24 protein-coding genes are annotated in these 26,333 nt (G+C 44.9%); 8 read left to right on the top strand and 16 right to left on the bottom strand.

Annotated elements, in window-relative coordinates; genetic code table 11:
• Positions 1–72 precede the first annotated feature (72 nt).
• The 6 genes from JQC93_RS03710 to JQC93_RS03685 form a co-directional block, all read right to left on the bottom strand.
• Positions 73–1,053, bottom strand: a complete 981-nt coding sequence (locus JQC93_RS03710; RefSeq protein WP_205157099.1) for an ABC transporter ATP-binding protein — start codon at positions 1,051–1,053, stop codon at positions 73–75.
• Positions 1,050–2,042, bottom strand: coding sequence for an ABC transporter ATP-binding protein (locus JQC93_RS03705; RefSeq protein ID WP_205157098.1), 993 nt, complete (start codon positions 2,040–2,042; stop codon positions 1,050–1,052). The genes JQC93_RS03710 and JQC93_RS03705 overlap by 4 nt, the downstream gene beginning before the upstream one ends.
• A complete protein-coding gene (locus tag JQC93_RS03700) occupies positions 2,039–3,001 on the bottom strand; it encodes an ABC transporter permease (protein ID WP_408068585.1) in 963 nt (320 codons plus the stop codon). The genes JQC93_RS03705 and JQC93_RS03700 overlap by 4 nt, the downstream gene beginning before the upstream one ends.
• 47 nt (positions 3,002–3,048) lie before the next feature.
• Positions 3,049–4,023: an ABC transporter permease gene (locus JQC93_RS03695; protein WP_084882628.1), complete on the bottom strand. Its 975-nt coding sequence runs from the start codon at positions 4,021–4,023 to the stop codon at positions 3,049–3,051.
• 169 nt (positions 4,024–4,192) lie between these two features.
• Positions 4,193–5,842 (bottom strand): ABC transporter substrate-binding protein, encoded by a 1,650-nt coding sequence (locus tag JQC93_RS03690; RefSeq protein WP_205157096.1) that lies wholly within the window; start codon positions 5,840–5,842, stop codon positions 4,193–4,195.
• Between the two features lie 419 nt (positions 5,843–6,261).
• Entirely contained in the window at positions 6,262–7,728 is a 1,467-nt protein-coding gene (locus JQC93_RS03685; protein ID WP_205157095.1) for a mannitol dehydrogenase family protein, read from the bottom strand.
• A gap of 251 nt (positions 7,729–7,979) precedes the next feature.
• Here JQC93_RS03685 and uxuA point away from each other — a divergent pair, with 251 nt between their 5' ends.
• From uxuA to JQC93_RS03665, 4 genes are all read left to right on the top strand, one after another.
• Entirely contained in the window at positions 7,980–9,167 is a 1,188-nt protein-coding gene (uxuA, locus tag JQC93_RS03680) for a mannonate dehydratase (RefSeq protein ID WP_205157094.1), read from the top strand.
• Positions 9,168–9,237: 70 nt separating this feature from the next.
• On the top strand, positions 9,238–10,443 hold the full coding sequence (locus tag JQC93_RS03675; protein ID WP_205157093.1) for an AGE family epimerase/isomerase: 1,206 nt from the start codon (positions 9,238–9,240) through the stop codon (positions 10,441–10,443).
• A gap of 49 nt (positions 10,444–10,492) precedes the next feature.
• The gene (locus JQC93_RS03670) at positions 10,493–11,263 is read left to right on the top strand and encodes an FCD domain-containing protein (RefSeq protein ID WP_205157092.1); all 771 of its coding nucleotides are present in this window, start codon (positions 10,493–10,495) and stop codon (positions 11,261–11,263) included.
• A 194-nt stretch (positions 11,264–11,457) separates the two neighbouring features.
• Positions 11,458–12,072 (top strand): NADP-dependent oxidoreductase, encoded by a 615-nt coding sequence (locus JQC93_RS03665; protein WP_236009279.1) that lies wholly within the window; start codon positions 11,458–11,460, stop codon positions 12,070–12,072.
• Positions 12,073–12,333: 261 nt separating this feature from the next.
• On the opposite strand, the gene ahpF is transcribed toward JQC93_RS03665, so the two are convergent.
• The 3 genes from ahpF to JQC93_RS03650 all read right to left on the bottom strand — a co-directional run bounded on the left by ahpF (position 12,334) and on the right by JQC93_RS03650 (position 15,827).
• Positions 12,334–13,923 (bottom strand): alkyl hydroperoxide reductase subunit F, encoded by a 1,590-nt coding sequence (gene ahpF, locus JQC93_RS03660; RefSeq protein WP_205157091.1) that lies wholly within the window; start codon positions 13,921–13,923, stop codon positions 12,334–12,336.
• Positions 13,924–14,162: 239 nt separating this feature from the next.
• Entirely contained in the window at positions 14,163–14,720 is a 558-nt protein-coding gene (ahpC, locus tag JQC93_RS03655; RefSeq protein ID WP_205157090.1) for an alkyl hydroperoxide reductase subunit C, read from the bottom strand.
• A 195-nt stretch (positions 14,721–14,915) separates the two neighbouring features.
• Positions 14,916–15,827 carry a LysR family transcriptional regulator gene (locus JQC93_RS03650; RefSeq protein ID WP_205157089.1) on the bottom strand — a complete coding sequence of 304 codons (912 nt, stop codon included), beginning with the start codon at positions 15,825–15,827 and terminating at the stop codon, positions 14,916–14,918.
• A 151-nt stretch (positions 15,828–15,978) separates the two neighbouring features.
• Between JQC93_RS03650 and gntH the strand changes: the two genes are divergently transcribed.
• From gntH to JQC93_RS03635, 3 genes are all read left to right on the top strand, one after another.
• Complete coding sequence (gene gntH / locus JQC93_RS03645) at positions 15,979–17,427, top strand: guanitoxin biosynthesis MBL fold metallo-hydrolase GntH (protein ID WP_205157088.1); 1,449 nt, start codon at positions 15,979–15,981, stop codon at positions 17,425–17,427.
• A 58-nt stretch (positions 17,428–17,485) separates the two neighbouring features.
• Positions 17,486–17,920, top strand: a complete 435-nt coding sequence (locus JQC93_RS03640) for a hypothetical protein (protein WP_205157087.1) — start codon at positions 17,486–17,488, stop codon at positions 17,918–17,920.
• Positions 17,921–18,015: 95 nt separating this feature from the next.
• Complete coding sequence (locus JQC93_RS03635; protein ID WP_205157086.1) at positions 18,016–19,212, top strand: DUF3179 domain-containing (seleno)protein; 1,197 nt, start codon at positions 18,016–18,018, stop codon at positions 19,210–19,212.
• 172 nt (positions 19,213–19,384) lie between these two features.
• On the opposite strand, the gene JQC93_RS03630 is transcribed toward JQC93_RS03635, so the two are convergent.
• From JQC93_RS03630 to JQC93_RS20490, 4 genes are all read right to left on the bottom strand, one after another.
• Positions 19,385–20,308, bottom strand: a complete 924-nt coding sequence (locus JQC93_RS03630; protein ID WP_205157085.1) for an arginase family protein — start codon at positions 20,306–20,308, stop codon at positions 19,385–19,387.
• Positions 20,309–20,413: 105 nt separating this feature from the next.
• On the bottom strand, positions 20,414–21,199 hold the full coding sequence (locus JQC93_RS03625) for a hypothetical protein (RefSeq protein WP_205157084.1): 786 nt from the start codon (positions 21,197–21,199) through the stop codon (positions 20,414–20,416).
• A gap of 69 nt (positions 21,200–21,268) precedes the next feature.
• Entirely contained in the window at positions 21,269–21,826 is a 558-nt protein-coding gene (locus JQC93_RS03620; RefSeq protein WP_205157083.1) for a hypothetical protein, read from the bottom strand.
• Positions 21,827–22,091: 265 nt separating this feature from the next.
• Positions 22,092–22,310, bottom strand: a complete 219-nt coding sequence (locus JQC93_RS20490; RefSeq protein ID WP_205157082.1) for a hydrogenase/urease maturation nickel metallochaperone HypA — start codon at positions 22,308–22,310, stop codon at positions 22,092–22,094.
• A gap of 154 nt (positions 22,311–22,464) precedes the next feature.
• Here JQC93_RS20490 and JQC93_RS03610 point away from each other — a divergent pair, with 154 nt between their 5' ends.
• Positions 22,465–23,103 carry a TetR/AcrR family transcriptional regulator gene (locus JQC93_RS03610; RefSeq protein WP_205157081.1) on the top strand — a complete coding sequence of 213 codons (639 nt, stop codon included), beginning with the start codon at positions 22,465–22,467 and terminating at the stop codon, positions 23,101–23,103.
• Positions 23,104–23,123: 20 nt separating this feature from the next.
• On the opposite strand, the gene JQC93_RS03605 is transcribed toward JQC93_RS03610, so the two are convergent.
• The 3 genes from JQC93_RS03605 to JQC93_RS03595 all read right to left on the bottom strand — a co-directional run bounded on the left by JQC93_RS03605 (position 23,124) and on the right by JQC93_RS03595 (position 26,326).
• Positions 23,124–23,600, bottom strand: a complete 477-nt coding sequence (locus tag JQC93_RS03605; RefSeq protein WP_205157080.1) for a GNAT family N-acetyltransferase — start codon at positions 23,598–23,600, stop codon at positions 23,124–23,126.
• 41 nt (positions 23,601–23,641) lie between these two features.
• Complete coding sequence (locus tag JQC93_RS03600; protein WP_205157079.1) at positions 23,642–24,010, bottom strand: VOC family protein; 369 nt, start codon at positions 24,008–24,010, stop codon at positions 23,642–23,644.
• A gap of 192 nt (positions 24,011–24,202) precedes the next feature.
• A complete protein-coding gene (locus JQC93_RS03595; protein ID WP_236009277.1) occupies positions 24,203–26,326 on the bottom strand; it encodes an Ig-like domain-containing protein in 2,124 nt (707 codons plus the stop codon).
• Positions 26,327–26,333 lie beyond the last annotated feature (7 nt).

Raw genomic sequence — 26,333 nt, 5'->3', positions numbered from 1 at the left:
TGCCAGTATAGACAGCAACGGTAAACAATACTGTGGTATAGAGAACACTATAACCGCTTTTCTATTAAGGAATTATTGCGGGTTATGACAGCGAATAAAGTGGTCCTCTGCCAACTGAGTAATGCCAGGGAAATCACCTTGACACTTCTCGACTGCACGTGGGCAACGCGCAGCAAATGGGCACCCTTGACTGTCTGGCTTCCAAAGTGGAATTTCACCTTTCTTCGCACCAAGTTCGCGACGCCCACCACGACCCGGCTCTGGTACTGCTGATAGCAATAACTGGGTATAAGGATGTTTTGGGGTTTGCGTTACTTTGTCGCTGTTACCCCACTCCACCATATGTCCGACGTACATTACTGCGGTCTTCTCAGCAAAGTAACGTGCGGTAGCGATGTCGTGCGTGATGTACATAAACGAAATGCCGTGCTTATCTTTTAAATCCGCCATTAAGTTCAAAATGCCCAATCGTACGGATACATCAAGCATCGAAATAGGCTCATCCGCCAAAATAACTTCTGGGTCAACCGCAATCGCGCGGGCAATAGCAACGCGCTGGCGTTGACCACCACTAAGCTCGTGCGGATATTTTTCAGCCGTTTCAACAACAGGCGTCAAACCAACAAGCTCAAGAAGCTGATACACCAACTGATCAATGTGCTCAGTCCCTACTCGGTTGTGGATCTGTAATGGTCGAGCAATATGGTGGTGGATTGTATGCACCGGATTAAGCGAGCCAAATGGGTCCTGGAAGATCATCTGCACCTGACGTGCATACTCTAGCGTCCCATTTTCTTCAATGTAGTCATCGATAGGCTGGCCTTTAAACTCAATCTGCCCATCTGTAGCGTCGTAAATTCGAGTAAGAACACGGGCACCAGTACTTTTACCAGAACCGGACTCGCCCACTATCGCAAGTGCTTCGCCCTTGCAAAGATCAAACGATACATCGTTCACAGCGCGCATGTACGCGTCTTTTTTCTTACTGGTACCAACACGGAAATCTTTAACTAGGTTTTTAACCGAAAGAATCACTTCTTGACCGTTATTCATCGTACTTCTCCGTGGGCAATAGTGTGTGAGGCAGTGAGTAAGTTGCACGCTGCGTGGTAGTCTTGACTCACTTCAATGAGCTGAGGATCGACTTGCTTACATGCTGCAACGCAGTCGTTGCAACGGTCTTGGAAGTTACAGCCTTGAGGCAAATTAAGTAGATTCACAGGGTTACCCGGGATGCCATACAAGCGCTCTTTTGGCCCATGGATACTTGGGAACGAAGCAACCAAACCTTTTGAATACGGGTGGACAGGGTCGTTAAACACTTTTTCTGCTTCACCAATTTCAATAAGATTACCTGCGTACATCACACCGATTCGATCCGCAATCTCACCCATTAAGCTCAAGTCGTGCGAGATAAATAAAATCGAGAATCCGAATTTGGTTTTTAGGTCATAAAGCTCATTCAAGATTTCGCGTTCTACCACAACATCCAGTGCAGTAGTAGGCTCATCCATGATGATCAGCTTAGGCTCTAGTGCCAGTGCAATCGCAATAACCACACGTTGACGCATACCGCCGGACAATTGGTGTGGGAAACTCTTAAGGCGGTCGCCGTGAATACCGACAATGCCCAGTAACTCAACCGCTTTCTCGCGTGCTTGTGTATAAGGCACGTTTTTATGGGCAATGATCACATCGATGAGCTGTTCACCAATGGTGATAACTGGGTTTAACGAGTTCATTGCGCTCTGGAATACCAGCGATGTTTCGTTCCAACGGAATTTACGCAGTGCACGGTCATTCATTTTTAGAATGTCAGTACCTTTGTAAAGGATTTCGCCCTCAGAGATGAGTGCTGGCGCTTTGTGCAGCCTAGCTATAGCGAATGCTAAGGTACTCTTACCGCACCCTGACTCGCCGGCAATGCCTAAGGTTTCACCAGGCATAATTTCTAAGCTGACGTTGTTAACCGCACGTGCCACACCATTTGGAGAGACGTAGTCCACGCACAAGTTGTTAATTTCTAATAATGGCTGGCTCATGCTAGACCTCGACGCTTATCTGCTTCTTTTTTCATTTTCGCCCACAGTTTCATGTGCGCGCCTGTTTTCAGTTTTGGATTACTTACTTGGTCAATGGACATATTGATCAGTGCCAATGCACCACCTGTCACAGCTAAAGCAATTGCAGGAACAATCATTTCCCACCATGCGCCTGTGTATAGCGCTGCTGAAGTTTGTGCCCAGTAAAGCATTGAGCCCCAGCTGACTTCAGTTGCATCGCCCAAACCTAAGATGCCAAGACCCGCTTCTGCACCCATAGCGTAGATAACCGCGCCAAGAAAGCCACCAAACACAATTGAGGTAAGGTTAGGTAAAATTTCTACAAAGATGATGCGTAATTTAGACTCACCCATCACTTCTGCAGAGATGATGTACTCTTTATTACGCAGTGCTAGGGTTTGCGAGCGGATAACCCTTGCGCCCCATGGCCAGGAGGTAAATCCTAGCAACAGCGTTATTACCAGGGACCCTACTTGCCCCAAGAATGCGGCGAGCACTATCAAAAGAGGTAACTGAGGGAAGACCAAAAATACGTTGGTGATAAAGTTAAGCCACTCGTCAACCTTACCGCCCATGTATCCTGAGGTAACACCAACAATAACAGCCAATGTCATGGCGATAACACCAGCAGTCAAAGCAACGGTTAGTGTTTTCTTACCGCCATGCAGCACTTGGCTGTACACGTCACGGCCACTTCGAGTTGTACCCAGTAGGTACTCAGAGCTTGGTTCTTGGTGTGGTCTAGCGACACGTTTTTCTGGGTTGTGAGTCATCAATACTGGAGAAAACAACGCACCAGCCAAAATGATAGTAATTAAAAAAGTACCTATGATCGCTGGCGGATTACCATGGAAGAAGTTCTTAAGAATGTGCTTCCATTTGCGAAATGAGGTCGCTAAGTTTTTTGGGCGAGACGCCGGAATCTTCGACGTATCCATGCTTGCAGTTAATTTGTTCATAATTGTTCTCTTTCTCTGCTACTGCGTTATTCGTCGATACGTGGGTCAAGCCATACGTATAACAGGTCGGCGACAAAGTTTGCGGTCAGTACCGCAGACACTAAGATAAGTAGAATGGCTTGAATAAGCGGGTAGTCACGCGCGGTGATCGCTTTTAGCAAAATGTTGCCAAGGCCTTGGTAGTTAAACACCACTTCCGTCAAAATCGAGCCCGCGAAAGAGAAACCAATCGCCATCGCAATAGCGGTTGCAACAGGTAATATTGCGTTGCGTCCAGCATAGCGATACATCACTCTAAAACTGGTTAAGCCTTTCGCTTCCGCCATGGTGACGTAGTCTTCGCCCAACACATTGATCATCGCATTACGCATGTTAAATACCCATGTTGCAATACCGACTAATATCATCGAACCCATTGGTAGCACTGCGTGATAGGCCACGTTGCTAATGAACTCCCAAGTAAATCCAGGTACTAAGTTAGGATCATAGGTGTAGCCAAGCGGGAACAACTCCATTTTTAGACCGAAAATGTAGAACAGCAATAGCGCGGTAACAACATAAGGAAAGTTACTGATGAACGCCAATACAGGCGGAACGACTTGTCCAAAAAAGCCTTCACGTCGGTAAGATGCGTAAGTACCAATGCTTACTCCAATGATCAGCGCGACTATCAGAGAACCAAGTGCAAGGAACATGGTCCACGGAAGCGCCATACCAATAACGTGGGTCACTTCTGTAGGAAACATCAATACCGATGGCCCTAGGTCTAAAGTGAATACACTTTTAATGTAGGCAAAGTATTGCTCTGCAAGAGAGCCATCGACAAAGCCGTACATTTCTTTAACGGCTTCCATTTGAGAAAGATCCATTTTGCCACCAGCTGCTGCAAAAAGAGCGTCGACGGGGCTTCCTGGCATTATGCGTGGCAAGAAAAAGTTAAAAGTTATTGCCACAAAAAAAGCCGTTAGATAAAAACTAAAGCGGCGAACGATAAAATTCATAAGACATCCCAAGATAGTGCTATAACCGGCAAAACACCGAAATCAAAAAGGTTTGGGCAACTCTCCTCCCGCCTCAACAGTGAGAGGAACGAGGAGAGTCTAGGGGGTTGACTGTATAGAGTGGGTAGAGCCACCAGTCCCAACTTACTGATGGCCTTCCCCTATTCGATTACTTCTGATGAAGGTTGTCGAAGATTTTCACTTTCTTGTCTGCTTGGTAGTAGTTAGGGTGAATGTACGGGTTTTCCGCATTTGGCCAACCTACTACTTTCTCGGTGCGGTACTGATACCATACTGCGTTAGAGAACAGCGGGATAAATGGCATGTTTTCCGCGGTAAACTCTTGCAACGTGTTGATGATTCGAGTTTGCTCTGCCGCGTCGTTAGTGCTACCGAAAGATTCGATTAGGTCAGACATATCTTTAGAGAAAATGCCGTGATTTGCGTGCCATGAAGTCCCTACAGCGCTCGCTGCAAAGTAGTCTTGGTAAGACTGGATTGGGTGCGCATTGTTTGTGTTTGACCAGTTGATAGACATGGCGTAGTTGCCGTCTTTTAGGTTCTTGTCATATACAGACCAGTCAACTGTTTTAACATTGGCTTTAATGCCAACTTCTTCAAACATCTCTGTTACGATTTGTACTGTTTGAACCCAATCAGTCCAACCGTTTACGACTTCAATGTCGAAAGAAATTGCATCGCCATTTGGTAGCTCACGGAAGCCGTCACCGTTTTTATCGGTGTAGCCTGCTTTGTCTAGAATTGCCGCTGCTTGCTCTGGATCGTACGATGTGTACTGAGAGTATTTTTTCTCCATATCTTTATCGACGTAAGAGTCAAAGTAGTCACCTAGACCGCCAAGGTAATGGTTAGGCGTTGGGTAACCGTAGGCTGCGATATCAACGATCAATTCACGATCAAGAGACATCGACAGGGCGCGACGAACTTCTAGGTTGTCAAATGGCGCCGTTTTAGTGTTCATGTAAAGATGGATAGCATCGTTACCTGGGTACCAGTAATGGTTGTTTTCTGGATCCGCTTCTACAAACGTTTTGTCGATATCGGCAATGAAGTTTGAACCCCAATCAATCTCACCTTTCATTAGTGCAGCTTGAATTTGAGAGTTGTCATTGTATGAACGAGCAACAACACAATCTAGGTAAGGACGGCCTTCTGCTGCTTGCCAGTAATGCGGGTTACGACACAGTTTCATTTGCTGTGCGCGCATAAGTGCAACTTCAGTAAAAGGTCCGTTACCCACTGGATTTGGGTTAGTAAAGGTTGTTAGGTTTTCAACTTCACCCCAGATATGCTTAGGAACGATGAAGTAGTCTTTTAAGCCCCAAACAAACGTCGAATCAGCAGCGTTCATTTTGAAAACAACTGTTGTCGCATCGGTTGCTGTTACGCTGTCTAGTTTACCTGCGTCACCCCAAATTCCTTTTACGTCGAATGCACGAGTCTCTTTAGTCAGGTTGTAGCTGTAAGCAACATCTTCTGCAGTCAGTGGAGTGCCGTCAGACCATTTTAAATCTGGGCGAACTTTAACGGTTACAGACATTAGGTCATCAGCAACGGTGATTGATTCAGCCAAACGAGGTTCAATTTCACCAGTCTTACCGTTATGAATGAAAAGTGGCTCGTACATAGTACCGCCCATCAAATCTTTAACCGTGTATGGGTTAAAGTTTTCAACGAAACCTGTACCGATTGCAGGAACAGTAACTTCGCCCCCTTGCTGGATTGAGGTATCTGCGATTGCAGAGCCCGCAGCCATCAAACCGATAACAAGTGAAGAAACAACGCTTTTGTTAAACATAATGTCGTAATCCTTTTTGTTCACATTAATTGTGGATTTTTGAATCCAAAAAGAAACCGCTACCTTTTGGTTTTCAAAAAAATGCGCTTAGTGGAGCGCAATAATTTGTTATAAGGCTGTAATTGTGGCCACGCAATCGATAAAACAGCTACGCTGACCCATAACGCCTTTTTAATAGAAGAAAGACTAAAAGGAACCGCTTTCTTGAAATGAAGATTAAAGGACTGCACACACAAATTCAGGGAAGTGGATCTCATTTTATAAACAATAGCGATTTTGTGGGTAATTTCGTGATCTAAAGCGTCCATTCGCGCTTGAAAGGTGGCTTTGGTCGATATCTAGAAGGGTGAAGTTTTAACAATAGTGGATTGCTGGCCTAATAAACCAGCAATAAAATGAAAGCGCTACCACTAACGCTGTTATTTCTGAGTGGTCATAACGGTTTTTGCTGCCCCAACATCAAGCAGCCTTTGGTAAGCTGAAGTTACGGTGTTCACAAAACCATGTTGATTCTTTAAGTCCGAGCCAAAGATAGACTCAATCGCTAATAGCTCAGGCACAACGTTCGCACTGAGCCCATGCTTGTCATAAATCGCGTTAAAGGTATCTGCCATAGGATCATTGATCGTTATCTCCTGCCCTTTTTCATCCACACCAGACACATACCTCATCCAACCCGCCACGCCTAATGCTAGCCATTGGTAATTAGATTGGTGCTGCAAATGAAAACGAAGTGAATCGCCAAATCGCTGTGGTAGCTTTTGGCTTCCGTCCGTTGCGATTTGGCCGGTACGATGCTTCAAACTTTGATTTGAAAAACGCTCGATGAGTTCAAGGGCGTAAGTTTCGAGCACTGTCCCTTTTGGCATATCGAGAGTGGGTGCCTGTTCTCTTGTCATTAAGTTGAAGGTCGCAACTCTAAAGTGCGGATCTTGCATTGTTTCAAAAATATAATCGTAACCTGCGAGATACCCCAAATAGGCTAAGAATGAATGACTGCCATTGAGCATCCGCAGTTTCATTTCTTCGTAAGGCACAACATTAGAAACAAATTCAACACCCACTTCGTTCCAATTGGGGCGACCATCGGCAAAGCTGTCTTCTATGACCCACTGCCTAAAAGGTTCGCACTCAATCCCACAAGGATCGGGTTCACCAATAATCTCTTGCAGCTCTAAATACATCTCTTGCGTTGCTGCAGGGACAATTCTATCGACCATGGTACTTGGAAAAGTCGCATTTAGCTCAATCCAAAGCGCCAGATCGGCATCGATTAACGACGCAAATTCTACGACCGCTGACTTAGCGGCTTTACCATTTTCTTGAATGTTGTCACAAGACAACACGGTAAAAGCTCGACTACCCTGCTCCTTTCTTCTGCGAAGCGCAGCGACTATATAGCCGATCGCACTATCGGGTTGTAGAGGGTGTGCTAGGTCATGTTGAATCAAAGGGTGACTACGATCTAACCGTCCACTACTAGGGTCAATGCAGTACCCTTTTTCGGTTATGGTCATTGACACAATTTTTACGTTGTCGTCCGACATCGTCTCTAATATGGCTTCTCGACCATCTGTGCCAGCGTGCAAAGACTGACACACCGAACCAACAAGTTTTGCCGTTCGCTTTTCGCTGCCCTTCTCCAACACCGTAAACAAATGCTGCTGTTCACGAAGCTGTCTTATTAATCGGCCATCACCAAACAAACTGACTTCGCAAATGCCCCAATCGCTATTGCTGTGCTCAAGCCAGTCATGGTGATAAAGCGCTTGGTGGGCACGATGAAAAGCACCACAACCGATATGCACGATACGCGTAGTAAGTTGGTTTCTGTCGTAACTAGGCTGCTTTAACTGTTTGAAGTGTTTGACTGCTTCGTTAGTCATTATATTCCCTTAACGGCTATGCGTCTCATGTGCCTTGTCTTGCAATGGCTTGAACAATAGTAGAGTCGAAAGTATGCCTACCCAAAAATTGGAATACCAAAATTGGTATGCCATTTGTGATTTCGCTCAATAAATATTGACGTTGCGTTTGACTGAACCGTGCGGATAGGCAACGATTCACTAATATTGGTATACCTATTTAATCGCTATTCCGATACTTTTCATTCTCGCTTAACATTAAAGGTAGCACTATGGAACAGACTTGGCGTTGGTACGGTCCAAATGACCCCGTTTCTCTCAATGATATTCGTCAAGCGGGTGCCACGGGTATAGTGACCGCTTTGCACCACATTCCTAACGGTGAAGTGTGGTCACTCGACGAAATTATGGCGCGCAAAACTTTAATAGAAAGTAAAGGCCTCACTTGGTCTGTGGTGGAAAGTGTGCCGGTACACGAAGAAATAAAGACCCAATCAGGACAATATCAAACTTGGATAGATAATTATAAGCAGACGCTTATTAACCTAGCCGAAGCAGGTATAGACACTGTTTGCTATAACTTTATGCCAGTATTGGATTGGACACGCACCGACTTAGAATATGAACTCGATGATGGCTCCAAGGCGCTTCGCTTTGACCAAACCGCCTTCGCTGCATTTGAACTGCACATTCTTAAACGACCAGGCGCAGAAGCGGACTACTCATTACAGCAACGTATTAGCGCCAGTGACTATTTTGATCAGATGAGTGATGAGCAAATTACCACGCTAACCAACAACATCATCGCAGGGTTGCCGGGCGCGGAAGAAGGTTACAGCCTTACCGAGTTTCAAGCACAATTAGACCGCTACAAAGCCATCGAGAAAGCTCAATTACGTGAAAATATGGCGTATTTCTTAACGCAGCTAACACCAACCTGTGAACAATATGGTTTAAAACTCGCGGTACATCCCGACGATCCACCCCGTCCTATTCTTGGTTTACCTCGTATTGTCTCGACGATAGACGACATTCAATGGCTTACTAACGCTGTACCCAGTCAGGCAAATGGCCTCACCTTGTGTACCGGTTCTTATGGTGTAAGAGACGACAATGATTTGGTCGACATCGTTCGCAAATTTGGTGACCGGGTCTACTTTACCCACCTACGTTCGACAGAACGTGAAAAAGATAACCCTGGTAACTTCTATGAAGCCGCTCACCTTGACGGCGATGTAGATATGTACAACGTTGTGCTAGCGATTTTGAAAGAAGAACAGCGCCGTGAGAAAGGGGGTGATGTTCGCCTCATTCCTATGCGTCCCGATCATGGGCATCAGATGCTTGACGATTTAAACAAAAAAACCAACCCAGGTTATTCTGCCATTGGACGTTTAAAGGGTCTGGCCGAAATTCGCGGATTGGAATTTGGCATTAAGAAAGCTCTGTTTAACCAATAAAAACTCATAACAATGGTTGGGCATTGAAACACGTGCCCTCCTCCCTTTTACACTTGCCATCGAGACGACTATGCGATTGACACCATCTCAAAAAACGCCATTTATGATCGACGCCACAGAAGATTCAATTTCCTCGCACTATCAATCACTCGCTCGCTGGATGAGTCAGGATGTATTGCCTTTATGGATCGACGAGGGTTTCAATTCAACTACTGGCGAATTTGCTGAGTCGCTCGAACTGACCAACGGTAAAGACCCGCTGTTAGTTCGCCGAGGACGCACTCAGCCAAGGCAAATTTTCTCAATGTTGCTGGCCCACGAAATGGGGCTTTTGGACGAGCAGGCGCTCACCATTGCCGAAAAAGGCATTGAGTTTTTGGACACTTTCTCGAAGCTTGAAGATGGCACCTATACCTTTGGTTTTGATGCTAACCAAGGCACAATCAATCATGAGTTTGGGTTATACAAGCAAGTGTTTGTATTGTTTTGCTACGCTGTTGCCGCTCGAGTCACACCCAACAACAAATCATTGTATGAGCAGCGCGCATTGGACCTGTACAACGTTCTCAAGGACAAGTACAAACATCCGCAGATAGGTTTTATGGAAGACACTGAGGGCAAAAAGAACCTCTGCTCTAACCCACATATGCACATGCTGGAGGCAACACTTGCGTGGGAGTTGGTGTCTGACGCTCCTATATGGCCAACTTTGTCTGATGAACTCGTCACTGTGGCTACAACCCATCTCATCTCCAAAGAAACCGGCGCGCTTAGCGAGTTCTTCACACCTAATTGGGAAGTACCGTCGGATGCCATTGATAGACTTGTAGAGCCTGGGCATCAATTCGAATGGGCATGGCTACTCAGCGACTGGGCTAGACGACGTAATAGTAGTGACGTTAAACAGACCGCTAAAACGCTGTTTGATATTGGCCAGCGTCATGGTGTGGACACAGAACGAAACTTAACCCTCGATCAACTCAATGATGATCTAACACTTCGGTCTGCCAGCGCGCACTTATGGCCACAAACGGAATGGATAAAAGCGTCACTGGCTCTTGCTCGTGAGGCAGAAGGCGCCGAAAAACTCCGCTATCTAGATCAGGCGGTCAATGGCATAACGGCAATGAAAACCTATTTAAACACCGAGGTTTCTGGACTTTGGCACATTAAGCAAGACGACAAAGGAGCCTTTGATAGCTCACCCGCTCAAGCCGGATTGTTGTATCATGTGCTCATGGCACTGGCCGAAATCAAAAACTACATCGAACACTGATCGAGTGTTTGTTTTCTCGCTCAGCAAGTAACTTTATTAGGAACAATTCATGTCTACAAGCGGACGACGCTACGTTGCCATTGGTAATAGTATTCGTAATGATCTTCTATCGAGCAATTACAAGGTGGGCGATCGCCTGCCAACCGAAAGAGTGATTGCCGAGCAATACGGCGTGAGCAGAACTGTGATTAGAGAAGCGGTGATCATGCTTGAACTGGAAGGCTTGGTCGAGGTCAGAAAGGGTTCTGGCGTCTATTTGGTTACTGATCCTGCCTCTGTGGCAGAGCCACAAACAGCCAGCGAGCTTAAATTAACGAGTAACCATAGTACGCAGCCCGACATTGGACCATTTGAAATGCTTCAAGGCCGTCAGCTTATCGAGAGTAATTTAGCCGAGTTCGCGGCGCTAAACGTGACAAAAACTGAAATTCTTGCAATGCGCAATATTCTTGCTAGAGAGAAAGAGCTTGTAGAGTCTGGGTTACCCAGTGATGATCTAGACAAACAGTTTCATCTTCATATCGCACAGGCCAGCAAAAATAGTTTACTCATTGAAATATGCGAAACCATGTGGCAGCGACGCGAACAAAGCCCGATGTGGAAACAACTCCACACCCGCATAGATAACACCAATTATCGACTCAAATGGCTTGATGATCACAGCGCCATTCTTACCGCATTACAACGCAAAGACGGCGTTGAAGCTAAACGGGCAATGTGGCAACACTTGGAAAATGTTAAGCAAGTGCTTCTCAACTATTCCGACGTTGATGACGATCAGTTCGATGGGTTTCTCTTTGATAGCTATCCACTCAGTTAATGCGAGCAATGTGTAACTCTTTTCATTGAGGTCACATTAGAACACTCAAACAAGGCAAAAGTCTTTCGCTTGCGACAAGTCTAATCGTTACTTTGATGCGGTATTTGCATTGGCTACATTGATTAAACCGCCGTATCTCTGTTGATTTGTTCGTTCAATCACATCTGCAATATAGTCTAAAAAGACTTTTACTCTTGCAGGCATTAACCGACTGTGTGGTCGAACTGCCCAAATTTTACTGTCTGGCCACAACACTCGCGGCATTGACAGCGCTGCAAGCCTTAAAAGGTCGCGTAAACAAAGGCGATGAAGTATTGATCCACGCTGGTTCTGGCGGCGTTGGTCACTTTGCGGTGCAAATCGCTAAAAAGCTGGGTGCACATGTCATTTCTACAAGTTCTACAAAGAATCGAGACTTTATCATGAACCTTGGGGCTGATGAGCACATCGATTACCGCAGTCAATCGTTTGAACAGGTACTAACTGATATTGACCTAGCATTTGATACCGTCGCTCCGGATATTGCCGAAAAATCGCTTAATGTGGTGCGAAATGGCGGCCATCTTGTATCGATTTCGATGATGGACGTGCCTGCTAAAGTGCAAGAGAAAGCGAATGAACGCGATATCACCGTGACGCCTATCCTCGTGCGTTCAAACGGTGACGATATGGATACATTACGAGACATGCTTATAGAAGGATCACTAAAGCCCCATGTCTCTAAAGTATTTGATTTCCAACATCTTGGGGATGCACATATCGCGATAGAAAGTGGTCGAACAGTCGGTAAGATTGTGGTTACAGTGTAACTATGAGGTAGTGCCCTGCATAATCAGGGCGCTATCTAATTCAAGTCAAAATACCTTCGATCTTTCAAGTTGGCCTACTTACTGAGCCACTGTGCAATTAGATAACCGATCCTAAGCTCCATTTACTATTTCTACTAATATACTTTCCTGTCCAATATTGAAGCTAAGCGATTTATCTAAGCCACTACTTACGAACACTAAAACAATCGTAAAAAAAATCGCACCCAATTGGGTGCGATAGTTAATTTTAGAATGACTTTCTTAAACTGTTTCAGCAACGGCTTCTGGTGCAGGGTTACGAATGAGGTAATCAAACGCTCCTAAACTCGCTTTTGCACCCTCGCCCATCGCAATGATGATTTGCTTGTAAGGAACCGTCGTGACATCACCAGCCGCGAATACACCGTTCATTGAGGTTGCGCTGTGTGCGTTAACTTCAATTTCACCACGAGGCGACAATTCTACTTTGGTGCCTTTTAGCCATTCGCTGTTTGGCATTAGGCCGATTTGAACAAAAATACCTGCCAATTCGATTTGTTTGATTTCGTCGGTTTCACGGTCTTTATATTCAAGTCCAGTAACGCGAGTGCCATCGCCAATGACTTGAGTCGTTTGTGCCATTTTGATGATGTCGATGTTTGGCAACGAGTTGGCTTTATCAATCAATACTTGGTCTGCACGTAGCGTATCGGCAAACTCTAGTACGGTAACGTGCTCTACAATACCCGCTAAATCAATGGCCGCTTCAATACCTGAGTTACCACCACCAATGACTGCTGTGCGCTTTCCTTTAAACAGTGGACCGTCACAGTGTGGGCAGTAAGCAACACCTTTATTGCGATACTCTTGCTCACCCGGTACGTTCATCTCTCTCCAGCGAGCACCTGTGCTAGTGATGACGCTGCGGGCCTTAAGCACTGCACCGCTTTCTAGTTCAACATGAATGTATCCGTCTTTAGTTTCTGCCGCGTCGATAATGTTTGCTGCACGCTGCTCGGTGATCACTTCCACACCGTACTCTTTTACATGCTCTTCAAGGCTAGCAACCAGCTTAGGTCCTGTTGTGGCTTTGACTGAAATGAAGTTTTCAATCGCCATGGTATCCATCACCTGACCGCCAAATCGCTCTGCAACGATACCCGTTCGGATCCCTTTACGCGCTGCGTAAATCGCGGCAGACGAACCTGCTGGACCACCACCAACGACTAACACATCAAACGGTTTTTGGTCGTTCAGTTTTTGCGCTTTCTTCTCAGCTGCGCCAGTGTCTACTTTGTTGAGGATTTCAGCCAGTGACATACGGCCTTGGCCAAACAGCTCGCCGTTAACGAAGACACTTGGGACCGCCATAATGTCGCGTGATTTCACTTCATCTTGGAATGCTGCGCCGTCAATCATAGTAGTCTTAATGCGAGGATTGATCGCAGACATCATGTTGAACGATTGAACCACTTCTGGGCAGTTTTGACACGATAGTGAAATGAAGACTTCAACGTTTAGGTCGCTATCAAGTTCGGCGATTTGGTCAATAACGTCTTGTTCCAATTTGATTGGGTGACCGCCACTATGCAGAAGTGCCAGTACCAAAGAGGTAAATTCGTGCCCCATTGGTAAGCCTGCAAAATTAATGCTAGTGCCCTTGGTTGGGTTAACGACTTCCATCACGGGTTTACGAGCCGATGTACCCGTTTCAATCACAGATACTTTGCTGCTCAATGAGGCGATATCTGTCGCCAACTGATGGAGCTTACTAGCGGTATCGCTATCATCCAAACTTAATACCAACTGTACCTCTGTCTTAAGATTCTCAAGGTACGATTTCAACTGCTGCTTCATGGCTTGATCTAACATAATAGTGCCTATTCCTAAATTCATTTGAGTCTGGTTGTTCACTCTTTACTGACTGAACGAAATACTGTCTTGCTTAAAAAGGGAGTAACTAAAAAGGGGTCGCAAGTGACACAGTGACTTTGGCTTGTTGGTAATGCATTTGGTGATAAAGAAAAGAGCGCCTAACTCTTTGATGACTTGCCGCAGCTAGTAGTCCGGGACAAACAGTTGATTGTTAGGCGCTCTAAAGTCAGTACGGTTTAGATTTTGCCGACTAGGTCTAGAGAAGGAGCTAGTGTTTCTTCGCCTTCTTTCCATTTAGCTGGGCAAACTTCACCTGGGTTTGCTGCAACGTACTGCGCTGCTTTCACTTTACGCATTAGGTCTTCAGCGTTACGGCCAATACCTTCCGCAGTGATTTCCATTGCTTGAATCACGCCTTCTGGGTCAACAAGGAACGTTGCGCGGTCTGCAAGACCTTGACCTTCACGCATTACGTTGAAGTTGTTAGTGATGGTGCCAGTTTGGTCGCCTACCATGAAGTAGTTGATTTTGCCGATTGTGTCAGAGCTATCGTGCCATGCTTTGTGAGTGAAATGAGTGTCAGTCGATACTGAGTACACTTCTACGCCACGTGATTGAAGCTCTTCGTAGTGATCCGCTAGGTCACCAAGTTCAGTTGGACATACGAAAGTGAAGTCTGCTGGGTAGAAGAAGAATACAGACCACTTGCCTTTTACGTCTTGCTCAGTGATTTCTACAAACTCGCCTTGCTTGAATGCCGTTGCGTTGAATGGTTTGATTTCAGTGTTGATCATGATGTTTCTCTCTTAGTTGTTTGTAGTGGTTAACGCTTTCCTGCGTCGATGGAGATATATTGCATCGAACTAAGAGATTGGTAAATTCGGAGGTTTCTATTAAATCAGTAGGTGAAACCTATTGATAAATAGTCACCATGATTGGTTTGACCTAACAACAGATACACGCTCCATACTTTATGTTTATAGCATCGTTTAAGCCAAACTTTCAGAGCGGGAAATAGCGCTTATCAACTTGTCACGTAGCCATAAATGAGCATGACTTTTCATGGTTCGATTGTGACTGATCATATTGTGAACCACAGGATGGGTTGTATATGGGATTTCCATGACTTGCAGGTTAAACATCTCTTTGTACTGATGCGCGATAGACTCTGGTGATAAGCAAATAATGTCGGTTTTACTGGCGAGAGCCAATCCCGAAATGATTGAGTCGCATTTTACCCACACTTTACGCGGCTCAAGTCGATGCTCAGTGAGTGAATTGATTTCATGTAATCCCGAGCGGTTCTCTTTAATCCCGACATGTACCTCTTCATAATACTGCGTCAAACTGATATTGCCTTGCACTCGGGGATGGTCGTTTGCACAGGTTAGAAGCATCCTCTCTTTGTGGATCGGCTGTACATGAAAAGAGTGGTGGTTGACACTACCGACGGTGATAGCTAAATCAGCTTTTTGTAGGCTGATTTGATCCAGCATCTCGTGCTGATCGGCTGGGGCTAATACAAACTGAATGTTGCATGCCCCCAAGGATTTATCTTCGTTTAGAAGGGGTTGAAGTAGCATTAGCATAGGTTCAGTGACAAAAATGGTAAACAAGCGAGGCTTGGTTATGTCGAAGGTTTTAACGTTTTCGAGCGCGCTATTTATACCATGCATTAAAGGCTGAATATCGCTTGCAAGTTGGACGGCCACGGCCGTAGGCCGGATGCCTCTACCTTCACGAATAAACAGTGGTTCATCTAACTGCTCAGTTAACCTTTTTAAGATATTGCTGACCACTGGTTGTGTGGTGTCTAGAGCTTCTGCTGCCTGTGTTATTGAGTTTAATCGGTACACTTCCATGAACACCGACAGCAAATTCCAATCTATTTTATTAAGCATATCTCATCCTATTACATCGCCAAATACATATTAATTCTACATGTATCACATTCCTTATTCATTATTTTTCCACATGCAAGTTGCGTTCATAATTCAACCATCAAATAGCAAAGGCTATTTATACGCTCCGATTAACCGTTAGGAAAAGATTATGAATAAGGTCACTCAATCAGTATTAATCAGCATGCTGCCACTCATGTCGGGAAGTGTGCTTGCCAACTCAGCGGTGGTGCCAAAGCAAACGCCCTCTTCACCAGAACAAATACAGACCGTATTGTCAGGAGGGATATCTGGCGACCGCTGGACAGAAGGGTTGATGTATGAAGGTGTCATGCCCATGCCATGGCTTAAATCTGCAGCCAATTGGTTTCCGCGTACAGAAGATGTGCAACCCGAAGAAATGCGCGTTACCTTTATGGGGACCTCGCCTATGATTCGTCCAGGGCAGATGAATACGTCGATATACGTCGAGCTGGGGAATGGCGACAATTTTGTGTTTGATATCGGTGAAGGATCGGTCGCAAACTATGTGGCCGCGGGAGTCGCACTAAACGAAATCAAGCATGTATTTTTGACTCACCTGCACGTCGACCACTTTGGCGGTCTACCTTACCTATGGATGTTTGGTACTTGGAATGGCGGCTGGCATGAACCTCTCACTGTACATGGTCCAAGCGGTAGTGAACCTCAATACGGTACACAAGCCATGGTCAATGGGATGACCGACATGCTTGCATGGCATAAGGACTCGTTTAGCCTATTTCCCGTTGGGTCAGGCCATGACTTACAGGTCAATGAATTTGATTTTCGTAATAACGGTGGCGTCGTGTATGAAGAAAATGGCGTCAAAATCACTCATTGGCAGCGCTCACACGGAAAAGACGGTTCATCGGCATACCGATTAGACTGGAACGACATGTGTTTTACATGGACTGGTGATGGTCGCCCAACTGAGCTCGATATTCAGTACGCGGAAGGGTGTGATTTATTCATTACCGAACTGCAAACCGAGCTGGTAGAAATTGGTTCAGCCGTTCAAGGCGTACCACCATTTCTTACGCGCTACACCATTGATACCCACCACACTCCTGCATACGGAGCTGGATACTTGGCCAACGCGATACAGCCTCGCATGTTTATGACGACTCATATGAGTTACGACCCGTACCAAACAGAAGAAACGGTTGCCGAAGTACGTGAGCACTGGAAAGGGCCGTACCACTTTGGGGCACCGGACGGCATCGTCGTTAACATGACCAAAGATGCAGTATGGGTACGAGAAGGCGTACTGCCTGATTACCCTAACTCAAAGCCACCACAATTTGACTTCACAAACGGTCAACTTGTCATACCTGAGCCGCCAAGAAAACAAGTAGATATTCAAGAGCAATTTATTCGTGACCAACACATTGAGCCAAGCAAATATTACCCTGAGGGCATGATGCCAGACATGATTGTCGAATGGCCTGTTGATGGAGATTTAGTTGTCCCAGAAGAGATGCTACCCGACAACCTTCGTAATTCGATGGGTGCTAATTGGGACCTACAACAAAAACGCGATGAGTACTTTGATAACAAAACGAAACAACAATCCAAATAACCGTTTTTTACTTAAAAGCACTCACACGTATCACCTGTTAACTATTAGGACTATCACAATGAATTCGACCACTAAAACACTCACAGCCATACTCCTATCTGCTGCTATCTCGACCGCCGCTTTCGCCGGCCCCGGACACGATGATGAATTTGCCTTGGAGTCTGATAACACCCAAACAATCTCATTTTGTGCAGCGGCATCGCTGCAACTACCAGGAATGACCAATGACACCAATATATTCTACAGCGCACTGCAAGCAATTACCGACAACGCACACGCCACTGATCGTCAAGCCGGTATCGTTGAAGGTGTAGGCATTGGCCAAGTTGGCGTATTTGTCGCTGAAGGGGGCAATGTGTTGAGCAACTATTACCAAGGCTATTGCCAGCCAATGCTTGAAAAATTGGACGAGTTTGCCAAACAGATCGACACCTCGTTTATTGAAAATGAAATTTTTGTCACTGAAGACTCGCACCACGGTCATCACCACTAAAGCCTGACGGTATTCATCTGCAACAGCTAATGAATACCGCGGTTCTCCTCTTTATTGGTATCACACCTAATCAAAATTTTATAAAGGTACATTCTATGGAAGCTCTATTCTGGATTGCCCTCATCACCGCAATGGTGGCAAATGTTCGTATTTTTTGGGACTTATCTGACTTTAGTCAATTGCTTAATATTCGCGCATTCCCCCGCTCTACATTTATGAAAACGTGGTATATGCGTAACTCATTAAAATGGACATCAATTGTTGGTGGCTTAGTGGCCATTGGCATCAATTTTCAGGCTCACATAATGCCTTGGACGTTGCTGGGAAGCATTCTTTTCGTTGGTTTTCTGTTCTATTACGCTGGACTCATCAACCCTAAATTCATGATGCCGCAGAAAATGGATGACGGCCAATTTGTCGACATTAAGCAAGGTGCGAAGAAAATTCGCCCGCACAATGAAGTAATGGTGATGGTCAACAACGGTCACGCGCGAGCACACGCCGATTTCGAAATGTGGCGCCCACACATTGCGGGTAATAAAGAGAAAGGTTTGGGTGGTGAAGATATTGTAATGACCTACTGCTCTTTATCGAACGTTTGTGTGGGAGTTCGCCCCTACATCGATGGTGAACGCTTGGATCTTCACGTCGCTACGCAGTTAGAAAATAACCTGCTCATGGAAGACAAATCGACCGGTGAGCCAATACAGCAACTGGGTTTAGCTAGGGAGTGTAACTTAGGGTCCTCGATGAAAGAGTTCCCAACCTTTAAAATGCCTTACAGCAAGTTTTGCGAAGCCTACCCTGACGGCGAAGTATTTATTGAGTCAAGACCTTCGTTTTTTCGCAACCCGTTAGGGTTTCTCCATGAAGTCGTGATGGATGGATTGTTTTACTTACACGTCAACAAACAGAGAAATAATGATGAATTCTTGTTCGACACTTGCAAAAATCATGACCCGGATGAGCGCCTACATAAAAAGGAGCATGTTTGGGCACTTAACATGGGCGACGTATATACTTGTTTCGATATGGCTTTTCTTAAATCTCATCATAACCTTGCGAACGTTATCGTAGGCGGTAAACGCCTAGTTATTCACTACGATGAGCAATACGAATCTGTCGGAGTTTGGTACAACCCTTCCGAAGAAGATGTCACAAAAATTAATTTCTTTGGCGAGTCTAACCACGGGCAGCTAGAGCGGGTAGAGTCGGTTAAAGCGGGTATTTTTTATGGGGTATGGTACAACTTCTATCCACAAACCTCCGTCAATTTAAATGAAGCTGCGTAATTGCTATAGAGCCACATTGCGTGGCTCTTTATTCACCTTTCGCAATAGCTGATGCTATAGGCAAATTAACCGGTGTTTGGCTTAGTTCGCTAGTTGCGAATAAAGGTCGCCTCATTCTAGATTCGAAAACATAAACACTTGTTATTTTACCTATAGAACTCTCGCTAATCACTTATGACCTAAACCCACATACCGCATCGATTAATTTGATCATCAGCTCTTTTGACACTCCATCGATATCAAGCTCTGGTAAATACTCAACAAAATCCGCACCAACAAACTTAGGGCTTGAAGCTATTGTATGTACAAGATGTATGGCTTCTCGTGCTGACAAACCACCTACGTTTGGGGTTGCGCACGCTCGGAACACACTTCCATCTAACGCGTCGTAATCGAACGAGAGATAAACGCGGTCAAATTCACTTTCAATGGTCGTCATTAATTCAGTCAACACAGTTTGAATACCTACTTTGTCAAGGTAACTCATTCCAAACTGAGTAATTCCTTCCCGCTCAATAAACTGATGCTCATTTGGCATTAGATCGCGAACACCGATATAGAATATGCTGCTTGGTGGTAATGCCAGTTCTGGTGCGACAAACCAACCATTTTGGGTGAACTCGTTGGTCAGCAGCGCTAAAGGTTTGCCATGCAAATTACTTTCTAGGCTACTATTGCAATCCGCATGAGCGTCAACCCAAACGACCGCCACCTTTTCATCGTGTTTATTTTGAAAATGATCGAGAGTAGCTAATATAGTGCCCACAGCGATCGAATGATCGCCGCCAATTGTAATAGGCGTGTTCCCAGCTTGGTAACTGTCTAATACCTTCGATTTGAGCTGATTGGTGTACGTTGTTAAGGCCAACTCTTTTTGATTATTTTCTATAAGCTGTTTGACACTTTTAGTGGGTAGCACGTCACCTAGATCACGAACGTGTGTTCCCCAACTCATCGCTCTAATGTTCATCCAATCGGACAGCCCAACCCATGATCGCTTATCCAATTTACGTAAGCCTTCCACGGTATTTTTTGTCGTGGTTACATGGCCTAATTGGTTAAATGGAGCACCAATAATGTCAAAGTGTCTTTTCATAGTTAGCTACCAAAAACCCATTAGTTATACTTTCATCGTAAGCAATAGGGGCAATTTCGAAAAAAGTATCCATGCTCCAAACCTACCTCTATTTTCACGAAACCTTCAATTGATCATGTTGAAGTATTTAATCGCGAATTCTTTAAGCACCCGCGCATTATCAGCCGTTTCACTATCACCACACACCTCACCATCCACTATTAAATTTGGGCTAGAATAGGCTGGTATAATATCCGCCGCATACGACATAACGGTGCCTCGCTCAGCACACCTGGCTCCAAAAGAATACGCTTTCTTCATTGGATAGTGCCCCGTCAAGTAGCCCGAGATAGTATCTACCCCATCAATGGTCAATAACGTGTGTTTATCGTGGCTCGCGCCACTGAGATGGCCTAATTCATGTTCAAAAGTGACATCGCGGCAATTAATGGCGATGGCAAAGAAATTGGAATGATGAGAGGCAAAACCGCAGTACTTTGAGTGATAACTGTCTAGCCAACTCTCAAATACAATGCCCGTGAATACAGGAACGCCTTGGGCTGATTGTTCAGCAATAGGTTCCGCTAAATGATATTGCAATAATTCTCTAGCAGCCTCAAGATCTTGAAACCAATAAGAATCGATCTCCGAGTTATAGGTCACTTTAGTGATTTTGCGCTCGATAGGTATGCACGAGTTAGACAACACCAAATTAGCGTATGACTCCCATACCGCAAGCTTGGCTTCGACATATTCTTCGGAGTATTGGTCAAGCACGCTGGCATCGATATATAAATGAATCTCTGTTTGTAGTTTTGTTGCTGCCTCACAGGTCGGAAACTCGGTTTGGCTCGCCACGGTGGCACTGGCGAACAGCGCTAACCCCATCAACAACCAATGTACTGTCTTCATAGTGTCCTAATAATTGCTGGTTTTAAGAAACCGCCTATGTGTGGTGGCACCAAAATGCGTTATTTGCTCTTAACTAGCCATTTTTTTGGTTATCACTTTATAAGCGAGAAAAATTAATAAAGCGATCAGACCCAAAAAGTAGGTCATAGTTAGGAGGCTTTTCACTAGAGTGAAAAAGCTTGTCACAGATATTAATGATTCAGAAATGGAAGGGTACTGCGTCAGCATCATCCCAATGCCAATGTTTTCAGAATAGTCAAATAGGCAAACAAACAGGGGCAACCTAGCGATGCTCTGCCAAAATTGATGGTTAACCTTTCCAACCGTCATGACCCATTGGGTTAAGCAGAAGTAACACAAGCCAAAAAGCGCTGGATAAAACAGATCCAACACCAGCTGAAGTGTCAGGTACAAGTGCCGCCCTTGCTCTCCAAGTTGGTCCAATAACGCCATCGCATCACTATAGCTGTAACCCATCGGTGACATATCGAAAAGTGGCAAACCACCTGAAAACGCCATAACCTTTGGAATGCTATAGGCCAACATAGTGATATATATACCGTTGGCGGCGATAAACAGCAGTAAAACGGTTTTTCCGTTACTGCGTGACTTAAAAAAATTAATCATGTTATGTCCCTAATAACTTAAGTCCTTTAGACCAAACGTTTAGGCACCAGTATGACCGTTGAAGCCTATTCATCAGTAGCAAACAATCTCAGCGGTAAACTTTTTTGCACTCACTCACATCTTATTACTTGTCACTCACCATACATTGTAAGTAACTAATATTTCAACAAATGATTAATCTCGTTACACATTGAGGCGTTGCAAGTTTTACTTTGGCAAAACCTGCCAAAATTCACTAGGTGGGCATTGCAAACAGGTAACATCATCAATGGGCAATGATCTCTTTGACCATAAATTCCTTCCCCGACAACAGTCCCCACTTATTCTGCTCACAACTCGGGCAGATTGAGCGATGTTTTAGTATTTCAAAGCTTTCGCCGCAATGATGACACAAGCCTGTTTGGGTTAGTGTGTTGTGATTGGCTTCGCAAATCCATTGGCGCAGTGATTTGGCATTTGGGGTTAACCGTTGGTTTTGCGACAATGGTCAACACCTCAGTGATACAACAGTCGTACAGTGAGACCCCAACAAGACACTCTCTACAAATCACTATTGGCTAGTCATGATCGACAAATAACTATCGACCTGGACGTAAACACCTAGAAGTATCGACATGGAAGTAAGGTAAGTTTCTAATATGAAAACGAAAGATAGAATTGTTGTAGAAAGCTTAAAGCTATTTAATGAACAGGGCGAAAGAGACATAACCACCAACCACATCGCGGCTTATATCGGGATTAGTCCAGGGAACCTGTATTACCATTTTCGAAACAAACAAGACATTATCCAGTCCATTTTTGGAAAATACATAGACCACATGCGCAGCTCATTTCAGTTAGAGTCGGTTCACGACAACGCTGAGGTGTTTTTACAGCAGTACTGCGACGACCTGTTTGAAAGCTTATGGCAATTTCGGTTTTTTCATTCCAGTATGCCGGGAATTCTGTTGCGTGACGAAACCTTACATCAGCAATACTTAGCGGCCCACGCCCTATTAACAGACAGAGCCAAAATGGCGGTGTCTAAACTCAATAAAGATGGCATCATCGAGATTGATGAGCACGACATTGATGATTTAGTCGAATTAATGCGAATGGTTGGCTCTTTTTGGACCAGTTACCTGATGGCCAACTCAGTCAACCAACCTCTAACTGAACTAGAGGTGTATAGAGGGATCAACAAAATAATTATGCTGTTGTGGCCTTACGCGACAACGGAAGGAAAAGTGAGCCTTAGTCCGCTACGTGAAAAATACGAGGCATTGTCAAAGCCTTAACAACATCACCAAATAACAGTTCACCGAGTGTGTTCTGTTCGTGGCAGCAAGTACGCCATCACTTGATGTCCCTCTTGCGCATCGGCATCTACTTTGGAAAAACCAATATTGGCATACAGCCTTGGAACATCCGTGTAGACATAAAGGTGAGATTGGGGGTACTGCTTGGGGTTTGAGGCAACGTTTATAATTGCTTGTTGAATCAGTTGACTCGCAACGCCTTGCCCACGATAGGCAGCATCGACCGCTAATGCGTTTACCCAAACGACGTCCTGATCACCATTGGGCGCTTTGAAGAAGGTATACGCAAGTCCGGCAACAAGTTGTTGTTCGTAAGAACCACTCGATCCTCTTTCAATCGTTGCAGCTATAGGCGCGGGTAGATCCCCGTGGTAGCCTGTAAAGCTAAAATCTGTCCACTCAGCGCTAAGTAGTGACTCAACTTGCTTCATTAATGTTGAATTGAACTTAGGATAGTTCAGTAAAATATCGGTCATCGTTTACCCCATTCTCACCATTTAATATGGCACAGTAATCGCTAGTTAGTCACTCGTTCCATAATTTCAATGCGGTTGCCAAACGGATCACGTATATCAAATCGCTTGTATCCTTCAATTTCGGCATTTTCAAAAATAGGGACTGAATGTTGAGTAAATGCCATTCTCCAATGCTCAGCACTAGTTACATTTAAGGCGACATGAGCTTTGGAAATTTGTCGATTTGATAGCGCTTCACAGCCTAAGTGAAGTTGAAGATCACCAATACTAAACCAAACCCCACCATTTGCCTTCAAGTGTTCTGGTTTTTGCAACTCGGTTAAGCCAAGTAATTCACCGTAGAACTGGCGCGCTGTAGGTTCTTCACCAAACGGCATGGTTAACTGAACATGGTTTATCCCTAAAATCATAGCTTTCCTTCATTCTACCCATCAAAATTACGTAGCATAGACTAACACTAGAGTTTGCTTATACAAGTATGTCTTCAGCTATGGGTGGAATATAGATGATGATTTTTAACAGCCAACGCCACTTTGTTTTTATTACGCTTAGAAAGCAAAAGCGGCCACTATATTGTGGCCGCTTTGGTTAGATATAAACGCTTAGTAGAAGTAAATATTATCTAAGTAAACGCTATCACTACTGCTTCCCCACAACGCCATACCTAGTTGAGTCATGGTACTTTTATTAAAACCAGACACCGCGCTAGGGGTATCAGACAAATCAAAGTCAAGTTCGACACTCACCCACTCTCCAGTCGCGATATTGTCAATCGTATAAATAAGCGGGCCACTTGTAGAGAGCAGTTGGAACTGAGCTCGTGTCACTCCGGCCGTGGCGTAAAAGTCGAACCTTAACCCTGTCATCGCAGAGGCATCAACTACCTGGGAAATACCATATTGAATACCGGTGACACCGCCAGCCACACCATCTGGGGTGATGGTGAACTTGGCAGTATTGTTACCTTCAATTTGAATTTCTTCATGCGTTGGAGCATTCCACCAATTATCGGACCAATAGGTGATCCAATGGTCACTGGTAAGCGCATCACTGTACAAGGAGATCACATCATCACCGTCTACAATGGGTGACGGTGCAGCAGCGGTAGGCCCTGTACTAAGTGCCGTTAGCTCTAGTGTGAGCTGATTAGAACCTGCCGTCACTATGGTGCTAGCTTGATTAATGCCGTAACCTTGAGCCATTCCTTTAATTTTTTGCTTACCTTCTACTAGCATCAGCGTAGCCACGCCTGAAGAATCCGTAATGCTCGTATTGGCTACATCGTATTCTCCATCTACACCAACACTAACTTCTGCATTGCTAATGGGTTGCCCTACACTATCCACAACTTCAACCTCAATTGCGTGCTTTGATGACTGCCCTGAGAAATAAAAATTATCGACAAATATAGAACGTCCAGCCTCCCCATATAACTGAATGCCAGCCATCTGCATCTGCGCCGTATTTAGCGTACTTTCGCCATTAAGGGACATATCGGCAAAGGGAATTGACAAACTTACCCACTGTTCAGAAGGTAGGTTGCTCACTGTATAACTCGCTGAGCCATCGGTAGTTACCAACTGTAATACAACCTGACTAATTCCTGGTTCCAGATAAAGATCAATGTTCCAAGTGTTATGTTCAGACACGTCAACACTGCCGTATTCAATCCCAAACTGTATGCCAACTACGCCACCCGCGGCACCAGCTCCTTGAATTTCGTATCGCGCATAAGTGTTCCCATCGACTTCGTCTTGAGAATAAAATGGGGCGTTCCACCAGTTTTCATTCCATAGAGAAACAAACTTGTCTTCGTCTAAGCTATCACTAAAAATAGAGAACACATCGCTGTTCAATACCGATGGCGTCGGCGCGGGTAAATTTGGTGCAGAACGTTCAATCTCTTTAGTTATAAAAGAAACATTGCTCAATTGTATGCTGCTTGGTTGATCAGCTAGAAAGACGAATCCCAACCATCGCATCTGCGATGTTGTTGTAATTGGAACGTCAAACTGATACCAGCCATTACCTATATCGGTTCCAGATGAAGTAGAAAAGCTCGCTTGATAGTTTGGAATATCAAAACCTTGTACATTGACTTCAATAGTGTGAAACCCTTGGGGTTTTAAGTTAAATCGCACGTGTGTGTAACGTGACGCATCGATTGCATTGGCTTCTTGATTTCCCCATGCCAATCCAGCACCGTTGCCCCAACTATTACCGCTAGAGATTTCTAGCACTTTGCTAAAAACAGGATCTGTCGTAATGTTTTCAACACCAGCACCCGAGCCCCAGTCATCACCCCAATATTCCATATAAAAAGAGTCATCGTTATCCGAATAGAAGACGAAGCCTTCTTCAGGGGATAGTTGCGTAACATCTTCTTCAAGTTCAAAAGTGACACGAATATCTTGGCCTGTAACGCTCACTGATTGTTGTTGGTCCAGATAATCGGTGAGTCTTGATGAAATGGTGTAGGTGCCCTTGGCGAGATTGTACGTAACCTCGCCCAGTGCGCTTGTGGTTTTATAGTTTCCATCAATGTTGATAAATACACCGGCCAGCGGTAATTGGCTATTTGCATCATTAACCACTACGGTGACCGTGTGTTTTTGTTGTGCGACAGGCTCGTCAGCTTGACCACCATCACTATTGCTATCATTACCACAACCAAAAAGCAGAGCACTGAACATCAATATAGCGGCATGTTTAATCCATTTCGTCATTATGTAG

This window comes from Vibrio ulleungensis (assembly GCF_016900875.1).
In the GTDB taxonomy this organism is placed as follows: Bacteria; Pseudomonadota; Gammaproteobacteria; order Enterobacterales; family Vibrionaceae; genus Vibrio; species Vibrio ulleungensis.
This window is presented reverse-complemented; position numbering and strand designations above follow the sequence as displayed.